25 protein-coding genes and 2 pseudogenes are annotated in these 17,922 nt (G+C 54.5%); 2 read left to right on the forward strand and 25 right to left on the reverse strand.

Translation table 11 applies throughout. From position 1 onward, the window contains the following. Window positions 1–4: 4 nt before the first annotated feature. The 9 genes from MU558_RS22850 to MU558_RS22895 all read right to left on the reverse strand — a co-directional run bounded on the left by MU558_RS22850 (window position 5) and on the right by MU558_RS22895 (window position 6,987). Complete coding sequence (locus MU558_RS22850; RefSeq protein WP_377071354.1) at window positions 5–1,453, reverse strand: lamin tail domain-containing protein; 1,449 nt, start codon at window positions 1,451–1,453, stop codon at window positions 5–7. A gap of 107 nt (window positions 1,454–1,560) precedes the next feature. Beyond that, window positions 1,561–2,007 (reverse strand): toxin-antitoxin system TumE family protein, encoded by a 447-nt coding sequence (locus tag MU558_RS22860; RefSeq protein WP_246976729.1) that lies wholly within the window; start codon window positions 2,005–2,007, stop codon window positions 1,561–1,563. After that, window positions 2,008–2,535: a winged helix-turn-helix domain-containing protein gene (locus MU558_RS22865; RefSeq protein ID WP_246976731.1), complete on the reverse strand. Its 528-nt coding sequence runs from the start codon at window positions 2,533–2,535 to the stop codon at window positions 2,008–2,010. A 556-nt stretch (window positions 2,536–3,091) separates the two neighbouring features. After that, the gene (locus tag MU558_RS22870; protein WP_246976733.1) at window positions 3,092–3,364 is read right to left on the reverse strand and encodes a PadR family transcriptional regulator; all 273 of its coding nucleotides are present in this window, start codon (window positions 3,362–3,364) and stop codon (window positions 3,092–3,094) included. 186 nt (window positions 3,365–3,550) lie between these two features. Further along, on the reverse strand, window positions 3,551–3,844 hold the full coding sequence (locus tag MU558_RS22875) for a PadR family transcriptional regulator (RefSeq protein WP_130501456.1): 294 nt from the start codon (window positions 3,842–3,844) through the stop codon (window positions 3,551–3,553). A 288-nt stretch (window positions 3,845–4,132) separates the two neighbouring features. Next, window positions 4,133–4,891: an SDR family NAD(P)-dependent oxidoreductase gene (locus MU558_RS22880; protein WP_265781619.1), complete on the reverse strand. Its 759-nt coding sequence runs from the start codon at window positions 4,889–4,891 to the stop codon at window positions 4,133–4,135. 118 nt (window positions 4,892–5,009) lie between these two features. Next, window positions 5,010–5,465 (reverse strand): ferritin-like domain-containing protein, encoded by a 456-nt coding sequence (locus MU558_RS22885; RefSeq protein ID WP_246976739.1) that lies wholly within the window; start codon window positions 5,463–5,465, stop codon window positions 5,010–5,012. A gap of 120 nt (window positions 5,466–5,585) precedes the next feature. Next, the gene (locus MU558_RS22890) at window positions 5,586–6,551 is read right to left on the reverse strand and encodes a transcription initiation factor IIB (RefSeq protein ID WP_246976742.1); all 966 of its coding nucleotides are present in this window, start codon (window positions 6,549–6,551) and stop codon (window positions 5,586–5,588) included. A gap of 175 nt (window positions 6,552–6,726) precedes the next feature. Continuing rightward, window positions 6,727–6,987 (reverse strand): HalOD1 output domain-containing protein, encoded by a 261-nt coding sequence (locus MU558_RS22895; RefSeq protein WP_246976745.1) that lies wholly within the window; start codon window positions 6,985–6,987, stop codon window positions 6,727–6,729. A 121-nt stretch (window positions 6,988–7,108) separates the two neighbouring features. Between MU558_RS22895 and MU558_RS22900 the strand changes: the two genes are divergently transcribed. After that, complete coding sequence (locus MU558_RS22900) at window positions 7,109–7,369, forward strand: MarR family transcriptional regulator (RefSeq protein WP_246976747.1); 261 nt, start codon at window positions 7,109–7,111, stop codon at window positions 7,367–7,369. Between the two features lie 87 nt (window positions 7,370–7,456). Here the strand turns inward: MU558_RS22900 and MU558_RS22905 are convergent, their stop codons facing one another. The 12 genes from MU558_RS22905 to MU558_RS22960 form a co-directional block, all read right to left on the reverse strand. After that, window positions 7,457–7,627 carry a hypothetical protein gene (locus MU558_RS22905; RefSeq protein WP_246976750.1) on the reverse strand — a complete coding sequence of 57 codons (171 nt, stop codon included), beginning with the start codon at window positions 7,625–7,627 and terminating at the stop codon, window positions 7,457–7,459. A 33-nt stretch (window positions 7,628–7,660) separates the two neighbouring features. After that, a complete protein-coding gene (locus MU558_RS22910; RefSeq protein ID WP_008015349.1) occupies window positions 7,661–8,059 on the reverse strand; it encodes a type II toxin-antitoxin system death-on-curing family toxin in 399 nt (132 codons plus the stop codon). A 30-nt stretch (window positions 8,060–8,089) separates the two neighbouring features. Further along, the gene (locus MU558_RS22915) at window positions 8,090–8,407 is read right to left on the reverse strand and encodes a DUF8158 family protein (protein ID WP_246976752.1); all 318 of its coding nucleotides are present in this window, start codon (window positions 8,405–8,407) and stop codon (window positions 8,090–8,092) included. Window positions 8,408–8,409: 2 nt separating this feature from the next. Further along, the gene (locus MU558_RS22920) at window positions 8,410–8,766 is read right to left on the reverse strand and encodes a DUF8105 family protein (RefSeq protein WP_049912076.1); all 357 of its coding nucleotides are present in this window, start codon (window positions 8,764–8,766) and stop codon (window positions 8,410–8,412) included. A gap of 135 nt (window positions 8,767–8,901) precedes the next feature. Further along, on the reverse strand, window positions 8,902–9,348 hold the full coding sequence (locus MU558_RS22925) for a toxin-antitoxin system TumE family protein (protein WP_246976755.1): 447 nt from the start codon (window positions 9,346–9,348) through the stop codon (window positions 8,902–8,904). Next, complete coding sequence (locus tag MU558_RS22930; RefSeq protein WP_246976758.1) at window positions 9,341–9,907, reverse strand: DUF7342 family protein; 567 nt, start codon at window positions 9,905–9,907, stop codon at window positions 9,341–9,343. The genes MU558_RS22925 and MU558_RS22930 overlap by 8 nt, the downstream gene beginning before the upstream one ends. A gap of 344 nt (window positions 9,908–10,251) precedes the next feature. Continuing rightward, window positions 10,252–11,067, reverse strand: coding sequence for an IS5 family transposase (locus tag MU558_RS22935; protein ID WP_246972087.1), 816 nt, complete (start codon window positions 11,065–11,067; stop codon window positions 10,252–10,254). Window positions 11,068–11,194: 127 nt separating this feature from the next. Next, on the reverse strand, window positions 11,195–11,524 hold the full coding sequence (locus MU558_RS22940; protein WP_246976761.1) for a DUF7558 family protein: 330 nt from the start codon (window positions 11,522–11,524) through the stop codon (window positions 11,195–11,197). Then, window positions 11,524–11,814 carry a DUF8069 family protein gene (locus MU558_RS22945; protein WP_246976764.1) on the reverse strand — a complete coding sequence of 97 codons (291 nt, stop codon included), beginning with the start codon at window positions 11,812–11,814 and terminating at the stop codon, window positions 11,524–11,526. Before MU558_RS22945 ends, MU558_RS22940 begins: the two co-directional genes overlap by 1 nt. A 372-nt stretch (window positions 11,815–12,186) precedes the next feature. Continuing rightward, on the reverse strand, window positions 12,187–12,591 hold the full coding sequence (locus MU558_RS22950) for an HVO_A0114 family putative DNA-binding protein (protein WP_092933884.1): 405 nt from the start codon (window positions 12,589–12,591) through the stop codon (window positions 12,187–12,189). Window positions 12,592–12,614: 23 nt separating this feature from the next. Next, entirely contained in the window at window positions 12,615–12,866 is a 252-nt protein-coding gene (locus MU558_RS22955) for a toxin-antitoxin system TumE family protein (protein ID WP_246976921.1), read from the reverse strand. Window positions 12,867–13,047: 181 nt separating this feature from the next. Next, on the reverse strand, window positions 13,048–13,512 hold the full coding sequence (locus MU558_RS22960; RefSeq protein ID WP_246976767.1) for a DUF8030 family protein: 465 nt from the start codon (window positions 13,510–13,512) through the stop codon (window positions 13,048–13,050). 173 nt (window positions 13,513–13,685) lie between these two features. Between MU558_RS22960 and MU558_RS22965 the strand changes: the two genes are divergently transcribed. Next, window positions 13,686–14,093 carry a hypothetical protein gene (locus tag MU558_RS22965; protein ID WP_092933776.1) on the forward strand — a complete coding sequence of 136 codons (408 nt, stop codon included), beginning with the start codon at window positions 13,686–13,688 and terminating at the stop codon, window positions 14,091–14,093. 91 nt (window positions 14,094–14,184) lie between these two features. Here MU558_RS22965 and MU558_RS22970 read toward each other — a convergent pair whose 3' ends face one another. The 4 genes and pseudogenes from MU558_RS22970 to MU558_RS22985 form a co-directional block, all read right to left on the reverse strand. Next, on the reverse strand, window positions 14,185–15,447 hold the full coding sequence (locus MU558_RS22970; protein ID WP_246976924.1) for a phage NrS-1 polymerase family protein: 1,263 nt from the start codon (window positions 15,445–15,447) through the stop codon (window positions 14,185–14,187). 356 nt (window positions 15,448–15,803) lie between these two features. Then, a pseudogene (locus tag MU558_RS22975) lies at window positions 15,804–16,265 on the reverse strand (hypothetical protein); the annotation flags it as partial. An 8-nt stretch (window positions 16,266–16,273) separates the two neighbouring features. Continuing rightward, window positions 16,274–16,819 (reverse strand): hypothetical protein, encoded by a 546-nt coding sequence (locus MU558_RS22980; protein ID WP_246976770.1) that lies wholly within the window; start codon window positions 16,817–16,819, stop codon window positions 16,274–16,276. Between the two features lie 177 nt (window positions 16,820–16,996). Continuing rightward, window positions 16,997–17,437 (reverse strand): annotated as a pseudogene (locus MU558_RS22985) (DUF8030 family protein). Between the last annotated feature and the right edge of the window lie 485 nt (window positions 17,438–17,922).

The following is a 17,922-nucleotide window of genomic DNA, read 5'->3' on the forward strand; positions in this document are numbered from 1 at the left end:
TTTCTCACCCCATAGCAGGAGCGACAGCTCCATCAATTCCACTGGCAACCAGCGGAGGAGATATCAGAGAGTTCGTCTCGTCGTCGGAATCAGGTGTTTCCGCAAGAATATCCTCAGCGTCCGTCGAGAACGACTCTTCCGTCTCTACCTCGATTGACGTGCCATCGGTGCGAACCATAATATCTCCGTGGACCCCAGTCCAGTACGTTTCGATATCCCGATCGCCAAACCGTTCGAGGACCTCGTCACTCGGATGCCCGTACTGTGAGTCGTAGGCACTCGAGATGATGGCCGTCCCAGGAGCGATGACATCCACGAAGGCGTCACTCGAGGAGGTCGATGACCCATGATGGCCGGCTTTGTAGACGTCGCTCTCGAGGTCGCTTCCCCACTCATCGACTAGCCGCTGCTCGACGCCAGTATCGACGTCGCCGGGCGCTAAATACTGGAAGTCGCCAAACTCGAGCGCCAGCACGACACTGTTATCGTTGACATCACTCCCAGTATCTCCAGCAGGCGGGTTCATCACCTGGGCAGAGACATCGCCCTCAAGCGGCAGTTCATCACCGCTTTCGACGATGAGAAGATTGACGTCGTGCTCGTCGACGGTATTGAGGTAGTTCTCATAGGTAGCTGAATCCGATGGAACACCCGAATCGTACGCGGACCCAACGCCCTCGCCAGTCGTCTCGAAATGCTCGATCACGGCGGCGTGGCCACCGATGTGATCGGCATCGGCATGCGTCGAGACGAGGTGATCAATCCGATCGATCCCCTGGGCGTCAAGATAGGCGATAACCTCACTACCGTCTTGGCGCCAGTCGCCAGTATCGATCAGAATCGTCTCATTCGCGGGTGTGATGATGAGAGTCGAATCGCCTTGCCCGACATCGATGTGGTGAATCTCGAGTTCACCGTCAACAGGACTTTCGTTGACATCATCGCTCTCGTCACCAGTGCCGCTCTCTCCATCGCCGTCCGACACAGACTCATCGAGATCGCTATCGCCGTAGGCGTGCTCAAGCACGACCTGGCCACTGGCATCGACGAGCCGAACCACGTCGCCATCGTCTCGCCAGATATTCACGTTGTATCCCCAATACAGCTCGTTGTCCGTCGGATCGCCTTCACCGGTCGTTATCTTCACCGTCTCCCCAGACTCTAGGACGAACTCACTTGGAAACGAAAACGGCGAGAGGCCGCCATCGACCTGTCCACCCTCTCGGTCTCGGAGTTCAAACCCAGACAAATCGACGGGCTCATCAGCGGTATTCTCGAGGACGATGTACTCCTCGTCGGGCGACACCTCCTTGACGTTCATGTCAACAACCTCGAGAGCGTTCCCAACGGTCTGAGAGTCGTCAATCGCATTCTCGGGGCTCCCGGTGTCGCTCGCACATCCTGCAAGAACGACGAGGAGCGCCACGGAAACGACGAGGATCACTCGGTTCATACACGGGTCATCTCACGAGACGCGTTTGAGTGTTCCGTCCAGTAGAAGAACCCCGCTAACATCATCGCAAATACTGTGTGCGAGAGGCCAATGAGACTCACATACCTTCACTGAGACCAAAGGTCCTCGAGACGCTGCTCGATCGCAGTAAGCACCGTCGAGTACACCTCGAGGGGGTGGAGCGACGGGAGTTCAAGATCAGTGATGTCGTTCGCAGCCGGTGGCTGGTGAAAGTGCAACCGGGCATTGTGCGTGTTTGGGTGCCGATCCCAACGGCATTCCCACTGGCTCCCATCGTCGTGGTCTTCGACGTAGTGGAATGTGAAATCTCCCATTGTGAACCACCGAATATCAAGCCGGGCTGTTGAGACTGATTCTGGATATCGCTCCATATCAAGGAACGCCTTGAGGAGTCGCGGCTCGTAAGAATCTGGATCGAATGCTGTCTCGGCGACGAGTGAATCCGATGTGAGATGTCGCTCGAGCAATCGCAACGTCTGGCGATCCGGTGGCCCTGTCGAGTCAGGGGCCGAATCCGATGGTGGCCGACTCATTCAGGCAGGAATTAGATGCCCATCGTTCTGGGAGAGCTGTCGAGCAAGTTCGTAGAGCCGAATCTCTCGAATAATGCCTTGCCACTCACTGATCGCAGTCATCCGCTCATGAACCATCTCGTGGTCGTCATGCTCGACGACCGAGACCGCTGTCGGGTCAGTGGTTCCGAACTGCTCCTCATACTCTGTGAGCTGTTCTTCGAGTGCTGCCACGCGGTCAATTATCTCGTCGATGGAGAGCTCATCTGCAATTTGGCTGGCCTCCTGCCACTCGAGATACCCATCGTTTCGTTCGTACTGCGCAGGGCGACTGTTCCGGTCTGCTCGAACGATACCCATCTCAGTCAGACGCTCGAGATGCTTTTTAGCGGCGTTCGGAGAGCAATCGGCAAGCTCCGCAATCTCAGTGTACGCGGTGGGCGATGTCACTCCAAGGGAAACATCGTAGACACGTCCAAACGTGTCCGTGCCCTCTTGCCACCGTCGCTGAGCAGCGTCGGATTCTGGGGCCGGATCGAACTCAGTCATATCCAACTGTACGCGGCCATGCTCAATATATGTTCGCATTTCTCAGATATGTGTGAGCAGAGGCCCGATCTGCATAGGGCTCACACCGAGAGAACAGGCTGCTAATTGTAAAACCACAGTAATCAGATCACGTCATAAAAATCCCCGCAGACAATTTATTTCAACCCGCTTTGATTGAACCAGCCGGTAAGTAGATGTTCGGATGTACCGACTGGATTTATTTCGACCAAAGTCAATTAGACGATATGGAGCCGTCATTTAGACGCGACTCGCTCATTTTTATCATTACATATGTGATAGGTGTCATAGCTGTCGGCGCTCTTGGAGCAGTTTTGCTCGAACGCACTCCCTCCGTGTTTCTTCGTGATTTATTCACTGACTCTATCTGGCTATTCAACTGTGTGCTACTGATAGTCCTCTGGTTTTTGATGTATCCAAAGCTCCGAAGGAGCTACGAGAGACGAACCAGCTAGTTCACTGCTGCTCCGGTAACTACTTGACCTGTACTTACCGATTCGGGGAGCAAAGCAAGAATACAGATCGTTTCCGATTTTGATCAGTCGATGTACTGTAATACCCACTCACGGCGATCCTCGATCGCTTGTTCTCCCTCGTCTGTAATCGCGTAATAGTTCGTTCGTCTGTCGAGTTGTCCTTTCTCGACGAGTTCCTTATTCACGACCGTATCGAGATTCGGGTATAGCCGACCATGATTGATCTCTGAACTGTAGTACTGCTCGATCTCGTCTTTGACATCCTGTCCAGATGGTCTGTCAGCGCCCGCGATCACGTACAGCAGGTCTCGTTGGAATCCTGTGAGTTGGTCCATGGCCCAGCCATTCAGGCGAGATGATATTTGTTATTCCACACGTACGTAGATGTAAGCTAATACAACTAGTCGGTTTTTTATACCACTAGCTGACTCTCGTTCCATTCACGCCATCCTGAAACTATGGTTGTAATAGAGTACTCGGGAGATCAGATCGAGCGCGCACGCTCAGTGGTCAGGGCCGTCTCACTCTGTACTCGAGAGTAGCTCACCGACGTACTGATCTTCCCACTCTCGCCGGGCCTCGAGTTCGCGTTGACCACGCGCTGTAATCGTGTAGTAGTTCGTCCGACGATCGACCTTGCCTTTCTCGACGAGCCCTTTGTCGACGACCTCGTCGAGATTCGGGTACAGCCGCCCGTGGTGGATCTCGTTTTCGTAGTACTCCTCGAGTTCATCTTTGATCGCGAGGCCATGTGGCTCGTCTTGGCCGGCAATCACGTACAAGATATCACGTTGAAATTTGGTGAGATCGTACATATCTGAATGTATGTATATGTATTGAGTGATGAAGGTTCCGGGACCAGGTGACACTACAGAATTTTTCACCTTGCCATTCACAGCAATTTATAAGAAAACACAGCGTATTAGTCCTGCAGGATGTTCCGAAGTGGTGGTGGCCGGTTCGTGTGTGAAGGGGTCAGAATCGTCACCGAAGTTTGTTACGACAGTGGAGTTCAGACCGTGATCTGCCCCTCATCTCTTTCGGAGACGATTGTCACTCCTGAAAGATAAGCAAAAGTGTTTGACAGCCGTTCCAACCAGTAGTTAGTCGACGAGCCAGCCACCGTCGACATCGACGGCAGTCCCATGCATGAACGAGGCGTTGTCGCTCGCGATGAAGGCGACGACCTGCGCGACTTCTTCTGGCTCAGCGTAGCGTTCAGCAGGCGTCTCCTGGACAATCTCATGGACTTCGTCGGGCGTCTGCTCGATCATGTCCTCGGTCATTCCCGTCTCGATGAAGCCTGGACAGACAGCGTTTGCTCGAATTTCAGGGCCGTAATCGTGTGCCAGCTGCTTGGTGAATCCGATCACGCCATGCTTCGAGGATGTATAGGCAGCACCACCACCACCAGCGACCTTGCCGGCAATGGAAGCGGTATTGATCACGACGCCTTCCTCGTCACCGTCCATAAGTGCTGGCAATGCTGCTTTCGTGAGGAGGAACACGCCCTTGAGATTGATATCCATGACCCTGTCCCACAGTTCCTCAGACGTCTCCCCAACTGGGGCGTAATCGTCAAGGATGCCTGCGTTGTTACAGAGGACGTCGATCGTGCCGTATTCGTCAGTTGCTTGCTCGACGACTGCCTCGACACTATCGCGATCAGAAACGTCGCCGACAACGCCGATTGCCTCACCACCGTTGGCCGCGATCTCGCTCGTGACCTCATCGAGACTGTCTTCGTCAATGTCGACGGCGACGACAGACGCTCCTTCACTCGCGAACTCGAGTGCCATCGATCGACCCATGCCCGATGCGCCACCGGTAACAACGACAACACTGTCAGCTATTGAAACCATACAAGAAACTTCAGCTCAGACACACAAAAATCACATCCCTATTTTTACGAGCTGACAGTCTCGTTGCTGGCCCGCTAACGTGACTGGCTCGGCTGTACCACCTGGAGCGGACCGATCGTCAGTTACCTTTGTATTCCTTCTTGAAGCCACAGAACTCAGTGCGGTGTGCTTCTTCATCAGCAAGTAGCGTTACGGCGAGATCCTCACTGACAGGATCGTTTGCGGCTTCAGCTGCATCGACTAATTCACGATACGTGCTGATCGCATCTTCTTCGGCATCAAGTACACCGTCGATAACCGAGGCAACATCCGTGGTATCCGCGGGCGGCTGAAGTGTATCCTGATGGGCAACGAATTCTTCAGATCCTGGTGGACTGGAATCCAGTTGCTTGAGCCGCTGGCCGAGTTGTTCGGCATGGCCGAGTTCCTCCTGTACGTCCTGTTGGAGGCTTTCTTTGATTTCCTCCGCATGGATTCCATCAAGAACAATCGAGAGTGCTTGATAGTTCATCACCGTCTCCATTTCATCGTTATACGCCTGCTTGAGAAGATCAATAACCTGATCACTTGACATAGCATCTGTATTTCAGGTCAGAGCAGCATAATCCCATCGGCTATTTCATTCATCTGACCATCACGGAAGCGCTACAGTATCTCTGACATCAGTTCTCACATCGAACCCAACAAACGATCGTCAGTTCTGAATTCCCATAGCACTGATCTGTTCTTGATATCGGTTCCGAATAGTGACTTCTGTCACGTGAGCAACGTCAGCGACGGCTTTCTGTGTCCGTTTCTCATTACACAACAGGGAACTCGCATAGATTGCTGCCCCAGCATAGCCAGTTGGCGATTTTCCTGATAACAGTCCCTTCTCTGCAGTGGTTTCGATGATTTCAGTTGCTTTCACCTGCACTTCTTCGGAAACCTCGAGTTCAGAGCAGAAGCGAGGAACGTACTTTTTCGGATCAACGGGCTCCATTTCAAGGGAGAGTTCCTGCGCGATATACCGGTACGTACGCGCTATTTCTATACGTTCGACACGAGAGACTGCCGAAATTTCGTCCAACGATCGTGGGATTCCCTCCATTCGACAGGCCGCGTATAATGTACTTGTGGCAACGCCCTCAATGGAACGCCCGCGGATAAGATCTTCATCAAGTGCACGCCGATAGAGCACACTCGCGACCTCTCGAACAGATCGGGGAACACCCAGCGCGGACGCCATTCGATCAGTTTCGGAGAGAGCAAGCTGGAGATTCCGTTCGCCAGCGTCTTTTGTTCGAATCCGCTCTTGCCATTTCCGCATCCGGCTGAGCTGGAGGCGCTTCTCTGAGGACAGCGAGCGACCAGCGGCGTCTTTATTTTTCCATCCAATAGTGGTCGTCAAGCCCTTGTCGTGCATTGTTTGGGTTGTCGGTGCACCCACTCGAGATTTGGTATCCCGTTCTGCCGCGTTGAACGCCCGCCATTCAGGCCCTCGATCGATAGCTCCCTCTTCGAGAACTAACCCACACTCCGCACAGCTAATCTCACTCTCGTCCGCACTTCTCGTGAGCGCACTCGACTCACATTCAGGACATGTCTGTTCTCCCCTTTGTTTGGTTGCTTCTTGCCGTGAATGAGTTTCGTTCTCTTGCTGTCGGTTTAGACGCTCCATCGATTAGTTAATTATCATTACTCTCAAGAGTTAAACACTGGGTGTGATTTCTGAACTCAACAATCAAGGAATCGCTACGGGCGGCAATTTGTAATAGCTTCGAAAGGCAGATTCTCACAGTGAACAGTTACGTCCGGTATCCCACTGATCCTCGCGGTCGAAAAAAGCGATTCCGCTACTGATCTGACACACTGGTTGGATCATCGATTAGGACGTCCACACCGTCTGACGTCACAGCAATCCGAATGCCTTCAACAGTGAGTCGAACTTCGGTATCATCCGTTGATGAGGCGAGCAGTTGCTCGAGTGCTTCGGGATCAACAGTGTCGTAGAGTTGGTAGTCGTCGCAATCGAGGCCACACGCTTCCAGCGTCTCGATGATTTCAACGACAAGATCCGTTGATGATCCATTCCCCGTTCGCTGTGATCGATCCATTTGAACGCTTGAGTCTTCAGTTTAACGGGTCATAAAAGGTTTGGAGTCAACTACAGTTTCGTATCGACTCAATACTTGACTTAGCGCGTGTAGGATAGTATCGGCGCAAGCAGAGTTGAGTATGCGCTTTGATGCTGACTGGATGTCTCGCGCCGACGATCGGATTTTAGAGCATCTGTCTGATGCTGGACCCGATACGCCCAAAGAGATGGCTGACAGCGGTCGGGTTCGCTTCTCCCGGCAACATATCAATACCCGCTGCAAGACGCTAGTCACCTACGGCCTTCTTGTCCACTTGGGCAACGGCGTCTACGACATCACTCGTCAGGGAGAGCAGTACCTCGCTGGCGAACTGGATGCTCGCGACCTCGAGGCTGAATGAACCCAGCTGGCGACAACCCTAAATCGAAATTCAGCTAGTCGCGGGTCTTGAACGACTCCGCACACAGATCTCTGGAAGAAGAACTGCTCACTCGTCTTCGAGTGCTGCGTAAATCTCCGCGTGGCGGCGTCCGTCAAGTTTCCCCATCTCGAGGGCGATTTCGTGGCGTTCCTCATCACTCTCAGCCGACTGATATCGCTCATAGAGTCGGCGGGCTTCTTCGTCGCCCGTCGCCGAGGAATCGGTGCTGGACGCCATCTCTATATTGAATATACTCGTTGTGTCCCTTTATCAGTTGCGACGAGCGCACGCTCGGAAGTAAATCACTGCGGTATCGGTGTCGACAGCGGCTTCGTCGGTCGCAAAGCGGTGCAATAAGGCACGAACTTCGTCGCCGTATTCGAATGTGTGTCCGTTTAGCATATAAAAGACGACTACCGTTCGGAGTGCAGTTCGCTTGTTCCCGTCGACAAACGGATGATCTGCAACAAGCAGCCTCATCAGGTGGACTGCCTTCTCATGGATCGTCTGTGGGACCTCCCCGAAAAATCCCTCCGAAACGTACTGCAACGCAGATGCAACTGCATCTTCTGATCGAACCCCTGATTCCGTGTTGTCGCCTTCCTCGACAATCTGCTCGTGAAGGTCAAGGACCAAGTCAACAGAGGGATACGCGACGTCGTCAGTCACAGTCTTGGTTTTCTCATGCCACCCGATAAGCTATTCATTTAGCTCCTCAAGGAACCAGCCGGCCGTCGTCCCAATACGAATGCCGTCGATGTTGCGCATCTCGAGGTCAGTCGTGGCGGTACGGAACGGATAGTGGTCGACGAGGACGCGACGGATAACCGTACGGACGGGTTCTGTCCCGTATCTGTCCACGGCGATCGCCATCGCCGCGTCGAAATGCGCGTCCTGGTGGTCCTCTCGAGGGTTCTGTGCACGCTCAAACACGAGTTCAACTACCTCGTCGACCGATGCGTGATCGGGGTTTCCGGTTCGTTCACGAACGTCGTACAGGGCGTCGCCATCGGACATCGCTATTCAACCGTGGTGTCTCTGTCTGTCTCCGTGGTCGTTGGCTCAAGCCGACGCTGCCGGCGGACCTCGGCAAGAACATCTTTGAGCGTTGCCAAACTGTCGATGGTCGAGAGTTCGTCGGTGATCTCGTTGAGGAGCACGGCTCGCTTGACAACATGGGCCTCTCCCTCGGTTATCTCGATCGAGTCAATGGATACCGACCGTTCTTCATTCCATCCACACGCCCAGCAATTTCGGGTGACGGTGATTTGCTCGTTTTCGTCGGCAGCAAGCAGTGCATCCGCCACTGATGCTGAGAGCGGCTGGTTCGGCCCTACTTCTATCGTGACGGGGCCGCCACACGCAGGACACTCCATACCGATACCGAGTACCGCTGTCGTTTTCAAAATATAGGCTCTGGCTTTATGAGAATCCTGTTTAAGCCCCTAATCGGTGAACGAATGCGCTGGGGTTGAAGGGGACCGTCTTTCAACAGGTATCCCGCTTATCTCTCACTCCCAAAACGCTTCGATTCGATCGTCTAAGTCGCCGAGTACGTCCGAGAGGATATCTCGCCAGTCTTCCTCATACTCTACATCATCCCCTGGTGTCGCTGCATCCGGAGGCGGATGAAAATGTGAGCGGGTATTGTGATCGTTTGGATGGCGGTCCCACCGACACTCCCAGTGGTTTCCAGTCTCGTATTGTTCAGAGTAGTGGATGTTGAAATCGTCTGTCTCATACCATCGGACCTGAAGATACGCACGCTCTATAGCCGTTGGAAAGTACCCCATGTCGTATTCTGCGACGACTGAACTCGGTGCGTACTCCGGCTGAAAGACAGTCTCTGCAAAGCGATTGCTTCGTTCAAGATGCTGCCCAATTTGCTCGAGAATGTCGGTATCGATGCCACCGACCTCTGGGACAGTATCGTCGTCAGCTGGCCGGCGTTCAGGCATCGACTTTGGCACCGCCACTCGAGGAATGACCGTTCTGACGCGCTGTATCTAACAGCTCTGCACGTTGTTTGAGCGTTTTCCACTCACTCAGTGCTTCCCACACTTCTTCAACCGACGCTTCCTTGGTGCTATCCATGAGAGACACGTCTTCCGGACTGTCTGCATCGAACTGGGCACGATACTCCTCGATTCGTTTCATCGTCTCTTTGAACTCTTTGACGATCTCTGCCTCAGAATATTCGTCTCGGATTTGCTCAACTCTGCGCCACTGGAGATACGATTCGTTGCGTTCGTATCTCACAGGTCGTCCCGAGATCTCACGCGTCATTCCCATCGAGGTGAACCATTCAAGGTAGTCTCTTGCAGTCTCAGTATCGCAGTCTGCTTGCTCTGCAATTCTGGACACTTTTGTTGGAGTCCGTAACTGTAAAATAACACTGAGCAATCGTTCTCGTGTTGGACCTCCTTTCAAGACCTCTTCAGGAGAGTCCCATTCGGTAAAATCAGGTGGACTCTCAGTTGAATCACGAATGTCGTCGGGAGTATCAGTCAAGTCCATCAGTGTTCACCTACATCCAACTAACGATATGATCAGCCATATATCTACCGCACGCTGAATTATTTCTGCTTCGTTCAGCGAGTTACGTCGCTCTCTGTTCAGAACCATCGACGTTTTTTCTTGCAGTGTTGAACGCAAGACAGCGCCGTCATAGAAATTTTGACATTCGCTTTTCCACCGGTAGCTACGCTCTATCGGTAGGTTCTGAGATCGGACGATTCGATTTCAGCCGACTTGTGCAGTGATCAAAACATCAGTTTCACAAGATGCTGCACGAAGTGTGAGATGGACGATGGCGATGCCTCTCTCGAATACGTCCGGAGAAGAGGAGCAGGCGGCGAGCCTTAACTCGCCGCCTGCGCGAGGTTATGGACGATGCACTTCCGTGTGAGCTCCCGGAACTGGCCATGCCAGCTCCGGGAGCGGAGCTCGTCGCCGTCGTCCTTCAGCATCGCAAATACGGTCTCACTCATTGACCGTTGATTGTAGACTTCGTCGTCAATTCTGGCGTTGTGAGCCTTCTTGAGTGCGTTTTGCTCACAGTGTTTGATCACTGGTCGCGTTGACGCTTCACGGCAGGCCTCCCGGAGATTGCTCCATGAGTACATCTTGTCAGCCAGAAGTGCCTGCAGGTCTTCGGCGTTGCGCCGAAAGACCTGCAGCCCAATGTGACCGTCATAGGCTTTCTTTGTGGTGAAATGAGCGTCCATGATAGCAAGTGACTCCGTATCGACGAGCAGCGTTGTCTTCATCGCATTGAACGAGTAGCCGACACGATTTCGGTAGTGCGAACTAGCCTGATCTCGCTGGAAGCCGCTGGCATCGATCGAGGCAGTTCCTGAGAGCCCCGCCTGCTCCGCTGACCGGCGGAGCAGGCGGCGCAACTCTTTCATCGGGAATTCTCCGTCCCACACGCTGAAAGACGTGTAATCAGGTGATTTCTCAAGGCCGAACACAGCAAGGATTCCCGGCATCTCGTTCAGATAGTCCTCGAACTGCCGGAGCGGCTTGTTGACTTCCTCTTTGAGCAAGAGCAACGCGATCTTCGTGGACTTGGCGTACCCGTCCGCGCCGTCCGGCGCGGCGGGTACGTCTGGTTCTTCTACGTGGGTCGTGGCGAACTCGTGAAACGTCTGTGCGAGGTTCCTGAGACGTCCCATATCGCCAGACGGCGTCCAAATCCCCTGAAATCAGCGATACAATCCGCAGAGGGCGTCGGCGTTCAACAGAGCATTTTTTCTTGCTCAGCAGGAATCTCCAGCATGTTCTCACATTCGCATCCAGTACTTACGCAGTCTTCACGATGTGCTCCTCGAGATCACGCGTCCAGTAGGTGGCTGGCCCACCCGGACTACACCGCGCACACAGCTGTAGCGTGCCCTCAAGACGGCCGAGTTCGACGCGGAACCGCGTGAGCGCCGCAATCGTGTCGACGATGAGCCCACAGCCGTCACAGGTGCAGTGATCGCGGTCGCTAGGGTCCGGCTCCGCCTGGATAGCGCAGTCGACACAGATCAGATGGGAGACTCGCTCGTCTTTTCCCCAGGTATGTGCCTCACCGGACTCGGTTCCGGGCAGGGCGTCGCAGAAGGCACAGCCAGCGAGCGTCTGCTGCATCACTCACCCTCCTTGTCGGCGTTTCGGGCCGCCGTCCAACCTCGATGGAAGACGGCAAGCTGAGTGCTCGAGTCAAAGGCAGTCTCACTTGGCTCGTGGACGAACACCCGCTTGCCAGGAACCGGCGTCACCACACCGTTATCGATGAGTTCCGTAACGAGCTGTCGGGCGGTTGTCTCGCCAACATCTGCTGTCACAACGCGAGTTGCATCCTGATCCTGGGCAACGAGTCTGGCTTCGAATCGGCTGTAATCATCTGCAGTGTCGTCAATCGGATTGGGATTGGTCATTGGAGATCACATGACGGCTCACTGTTGAGCGCGCCTCATGCCTCACGGCGCCAAGAAACTCGCTGCTGGAAGTACAGTCAAGTCGAAGACACTGCGTGATGTGTGTGGGGTCAGTGATCGATATTCAACAGCGACTGGAGTACTGACGCCTGCTGATTACTTTTCGCCGGGCTGTCGACCTGTTCGCGGTTGCCACGTCGGCTTCACCCTGAACGTATCTGGTTCTTCAACAGGATCGGAATGACTCTAATTCGTCGCCAGTGACGCAGGCTGTGCGAGGCGGTTGATCAGTTCATCACGTACGTCTGTCGACCACGTGTAGCGAGAACAGAGAGCGAAGGGTCGTTTCTAGATGGCCAAGAACAGGATCTTTCAGGGTGCTGCTGCACCGACACTCCCATTCGATCCTGCAAACGGGATATCAATTTCAAGACCGTCGTAGGCCAGTTTCGGCTTCTTTGCCTGACCAGGCCCGCCATTTTCAAACTCAATGACGCCGATGTCTTCGAGTTCGGAAAGGTTCCGATGGACCTGTTTGTAGTCTCGCTCCACCAGGTCAGCGGCTTCGCGGATGCTCTCGGGCTGGTGTTTAGAGATTGCTTCCAACAACTCTAGATTCTTTGGGCTAAGAAGGCGACTGAGCTCTGTATACGATCCGAAGTTCAACACCGGCTGGGCATCGTCAAGGTCTTCACCCTCTTGGGCAGCCTTGATGCGGCTACGCGTGCGCTGGTTGAGGCGATCACGTTCACCGACGGTGACTTTGAGCGTGGGCATGGTGTATACCTCCTGGAGACGTCCTACTCCGACCAGTTCCATGAGACAGGCGACATCTCCTCGGTTTCGCGTTGACAGCGATCGTAGAGCGTCAACATCCCGGGGAATTCGATGATTTCAACATCGTTTCGGGTGTGGCGCTCATGGCCTTTCGTCAGTTCATGGGCGTTGTCGTATCGAAGGATGGTGTCGCCGCCGACTTCCCCGTGGTGTAGGCTGTAGTCCCATCCACACGGGTACTTCTTATCCTCCGTCTGCCGGATGGTCACATCGATGACGTACCCATCTTAAACATCCTGTCAATCTTCGATGGTAGTGTAGGACGCCATCCGTCATCTTATGTGATGACCTCCATAGGCATAAACCTATGGACTTCATAACATAGGTGTGTGATTTGCTTCTTTGCAAGAACATGAGCCGCTTGACCAACCTGATTCAGAGACATTGAGAACGAGTTCACCTCTTGCTGGTCCGTCGACCTGTTCGCAGTTGCCACGTCGGCTTCACCCGGAACGTATCTGGTTCCTCAACAGGAAGAGTATGACTCTGATCCGTCGCCAGTGACGTGGGCCGTGCGAGGCGGTTGATCAGTTCATCACGCACGTCCTGCCGAGACATCGTCTGTTCGTGCCAGCCGAGCCGTTCGTCATAATGGCGCTTCCTGAAGAGCTGGCCAGTCGTCTCGGCGGCGATGTACTGGGTTCGTTTGACTCCCCAGACGTTCGACGATCGATACTCGGCACCGACGTCTGCATGCGTGAGTTCGACGAGAACACACTCGACGAATGAAATGAGTGACTCCCGACTTCGGTCGTTCGGAACGCGTAACTCGAGGCCGGACCAGGGTGGTTCAGTGGGCTGTCGGTGGGTTGGTGCTCGATCAATACCACGGTCTCGTGGGTGCTGTCGCTCAGAAGTCATACGCTATCTCGGGGCAGTTCGACCGCCCCGCACCCTTCCTAGGGACGAAAAACACGACCTCACAGTCACGAGGGTATCGGTGGGCCGTTGTCTGTTTCTTTATTCTGAACGGCTCACGAAACTCGCGGTCAGTACAAATAACATACTTACTTCGGCCGAATGTAGTCGGATATGTGCAACGCCGCCACGCCCTCCTCTCCGCGACGGCCGTGTTGTCCGGGTTCTCCGGCTGTATCGCCCCGTTCACGTCTAGCGGATCCCTCAGAGAGGTGAGTGTCGAACTCCGGAATGCGGACGATGGAGCGCGGACGTTCCACCTCGCGCTCGAAACCGAAGCTGGCATGCTAGACTGGGGGTCACACCGTGTCGACGCGGGCGTCGACGAGATAGTGACAATGGCTCCGGATGAAGACGTCTCCCCGGTCGCGTTACACGGAGTCGTTGAGGATTTCGCAGGGAGCGTCGATATCTTGGGTGTTGATGATCTCGACGAGAACTACTGTCTCCAATTCCATTTCTGGTACTCGCATCCAAGCGACGAGCAACCGCAGTTGGCTCAGGTCGCCGACATCGAATGCTAACCGTGAACCTATTCTGCCGATAGATTCGCAGACTTACTTACCGAGTTGAGTGCCTTACTCTGAATTGAAGAAACGATCCTCGCAACGACTGTTACTTGGAGCTCTCGCCGAATAATCGTCCCCACAAAGAGGATGTCTCTGAAGCGGTGTCACAGTCAGACGCTGTGTCGACTTGTTCTTCTCGAGTCTGCTTGATCTCTCGGTTACGCTCTGCAAGTTCGGTTTTGAGATCCTCGATCGTTGCCTCGAGGAGATCGATGCGCTCATTTTTCTGTTCGAGCGTGGCCTCGAGTTCGTCGACACGGCCAGTCAACAGTCGGTTCTTCTCAATCAGATACGCACGATTCTGCTTCCGATCCGATTTGTCACGGCTAGCAGTGGTCGACGGCTCGCTCGTTCTGGGAGCAGATTCGGTTGCCGTCTCTCGAGTGTCCGGATCGTAGAACTCAGAGATACTCGCAACCGCTCGTTCGATGGTCTTCTCGCCGTACGTAGAGCCGTCAGCATAGTGGACTTCATCCCACTTGTTTCGGAGCAGTCCCGATTGGCGGAAGAGCCGATCCATCTGCTGGAGGTCACCGCCAGTCCAGAATGCCAGCAAACAACACAGCGCCATGTCCGCCTCTGACTGACTCTCGTAACCGGCAGTCGAGCCACGCCACAACCGCTCGAACTTCTCACCGTTCGATGCGTTCCGTGCTCGCTCGAGCAGGTCCTCGTCCTCGAGATCAACGTCAGTATGGGCTGCACTGCCCGTCGTTTTCGTCACGTCCATACTGCGACGGTTCCCAGATTCGTGCTCTGGATCTGGGTCAGAGTCTTGGACGTATTCACGATGGATCGCTACCAGCGCATCCTGCCGACGTGCAACGCAAGTTGGCGTGTCCTCGAGGCGGTCGCCGGTCACGGTGAAAAACCGAGCAGTGTCATACAGTTCGATGCTACCACGGCGGTTCCGTCCATCCGGGAGCTCTCCCTTGATGAGTACGTGGAACCCAGTACCCGAGGGAGAGATCTCCGTATAGGAATCGAGTCGCTCGATGATGTCCAGTGCTGTGTCGTCGACGTCGTCGCTTGCGGGATCTCGACAGTCATCCAGATCCACACCGACGATGGGATCGTCGTCGGTAAAGACGAAGCCGATGCCATCGGCGTTCCCTGTGTCAGCGTACTCGAGGGCTGTCTCGAACGACGCCCATGTTTCGGGATCCGTCGATGATGCGAACGCACCACTCCCTGGCGTCACTGGTATCTTCGTCGGCTTCCCATCTCGAGGTTCTTCTTTCCAGCAGACCCACTGGTCGCGCTCACGTAGTTCCTCGGGGAGTACCGAGACAGCGCTCTCAGACATCATCGATCGACCTCGTAATATGCGTCCAGTTGGACATCGTGCATCCACTGTCACGATGCTGACAAACACACCGAAATCCAGTGGGCTGTTCGCTACCCTGTCCAACGGGGGCTACCCCTTCTATACTAGTTGGTTTTGACCCTCGATTTGCCATGAACATCGCTTCCGTCCTGCGGTTTTGCCCTGAACATTTTTCAAATTCTTGACCTGAACAATTAATTTGCCCTGAACAAATAGTGGTGTAAACCGGAGATTGGCGTGTAAATGGCCTGATGAGCTGAGATCGGAATACTAGTGCTAGTGCAGAGGTATCCGGTGTTTTATTCTCTTGAGATACAGACATAGTTATGATATAAATCTCATTCAAGGAGCTTTGATCCATCGCTGGTCAGGTCGATTCCAGTGTAGACTGTTACCAGATTATCGCCGTCTCTGATACGGTCATCTTCATACTCAACGACGTTCGCAAGCTTCCGACCGAACCAGCTCGCATTTGTCCCATCAATGTCCTGCTGATCAGTCCATCTCGAGTACGCCTGAAACAATTTCTCCTTCGGTATCTGCACACCATCTGCTTCTCTGATGTACATCGCTGCGAACGCCTCGATGCCATCACTCTCTGGTTCGATCTGTACAGATTGCTCTCCTGAGGAGCATGATTCTGCCGGCTGGGACGGCTCCACAGCCTTGGAGTGTTCAGCAGAAGATGCATCTGGCCATAGCTCCTCGTTGTCTGGCGATTCAGACAGCTCGTACGTGTCGCCCTGCTGGAAGAGCAGGGGACTCCCGTCTGTCGGGTGTATCAGAATGAGATGCAGGTCAGACAGCGTCAGCCTGATCGCGGGTCGCGATAGCCAATGACAGCGATGTCGTCGATGAACAAGACGCCCTTCATGAAGTCGAGCTTGGTCAGGCTATGCTGGTAGAGGTTGTCCGATCCACGGTAGTTCACCGGCACGACGAGACAGCCGAACTCAATCTTCGGCCGGCTATCCTTCTGGGTGCGGTACCCCTTCTGAAACTTGAGCAGGTCGTCGCTGACGTTCTTCCGTTTGCTCTTCTCAACCTCGATGGCGATGCGGGTGTCGGCGTCGTAGAGGTCGACGCTGTAGTTAAATCCCAGATGCGACCAGAGCTTGCAGTTCGGGTTGTAGCCGCCTGCAGCGTCCCCTTCGTACTCGTACTGCGGGAGGCAGTCGGCGATCGCGGCATCGAACGCGCCGATCTCGGTGTGTTTCGCCGAGCCATCGAAGACGCTCGTCGGAACGGCCTCAACGGCCGACCGAATCGACGCCAAAGCGTCATCAGGGAACATTTCGGACGTGGTTTGCGTGCGCCGCTCGCTCAATCGGATGACCTGCTCGACGACAACCATACTGGCTCTCGACGAACAGAGGCCCGATAAAACCCGTCATGACGGGCGTCCATACGATCGGCTGCCAGAATACGCTCACTCGAGGGACTGGGGCAGAGATCGAAGGGATGGTTCTGCCATACAGCGTTAACCAACACTGTGCCGGAACTATTCCGGTGTGTTGGTTAAGAGCGTGCGCTACGTAGTCTGAAATTCCTGAACTGGCTTCACGGCGAACGTGGCTAGCTCGCTGGCTGATACGTCACGCTCGCGCTCTGCCGTCGGGGATGCCGACCGAGTGAGGTGGGTGATGAGTTCGTCTCGCACAGTCCGTCGAGAGACGGTGGTCTCGTGCCAGCCCAGCTGATCGTCGAAGTGCTGTTTCTGGAATCGCTCGCCGACGTCGTCGACGGTGATGTACTGCGTGTGTTTCGTCCCCCACACCTGCTGGGAGACGACGACTGCCCCCACGGCCTCGTGCGTCAACTCGACGAGAGCACACTCCACGAGCGCGACAATCGATGTGTGATCGCGGTCGTTCGGGACCGTTAACTCGAGGTCTGCCCACGGGACCCCACCGTCGGGATTGGTTGCCTCTCAATGCGCCGCTCGCGTCTGGGTAGTACGTTCCGAAACCATCGTCTGCTGGGGCACGTGATGCGCCCCTCTACCCCCTTGCGGGGGCGACAGACACCACCGGAACGCACCCGTTCACACTATGCGCTAAATCTGACACTTCCTTGAATCCAATTTCCCTATAACGGCCCCTCGGCCTGAGAGAGCCGGCGGCCTTCGCACACTGCATATCGCCTCTTTCTTTGGACGAAACACGCGATATGCAAGACACTATGACGACCTCAAATCGAAGAAGAACCTCGTCGGGCAGATTTGAGAGTGTAGAAAGTACCTCGACGAGTTCCGAGATTATTCTGCGATTTCAAAAATTGCTCGACGACGGGGTAACAGAGGTGATATCGGTCGTATCTGTATTTCTTGGGGTCGCTGCTTCACCTGTTCTGAGTCCCTCGAGGTCCCCAGATCAGCACTTCGAGTCATGAAATACCCCCGATTCTCTCGATTCCGGTCGTGTTAGCCGCTGAAAATTGCTCGACGGGAATTCAAAA

The sequence above is a fragment of the Natribaculum luteum genome (assembly GCF_023008545.1).
GTDB classification, from domain to species: Archaea; Halobacteriota; Halobacteria; order Halobacteriales; family Natrialbaceae; genus Natribaculum; species Natribaculum luteum.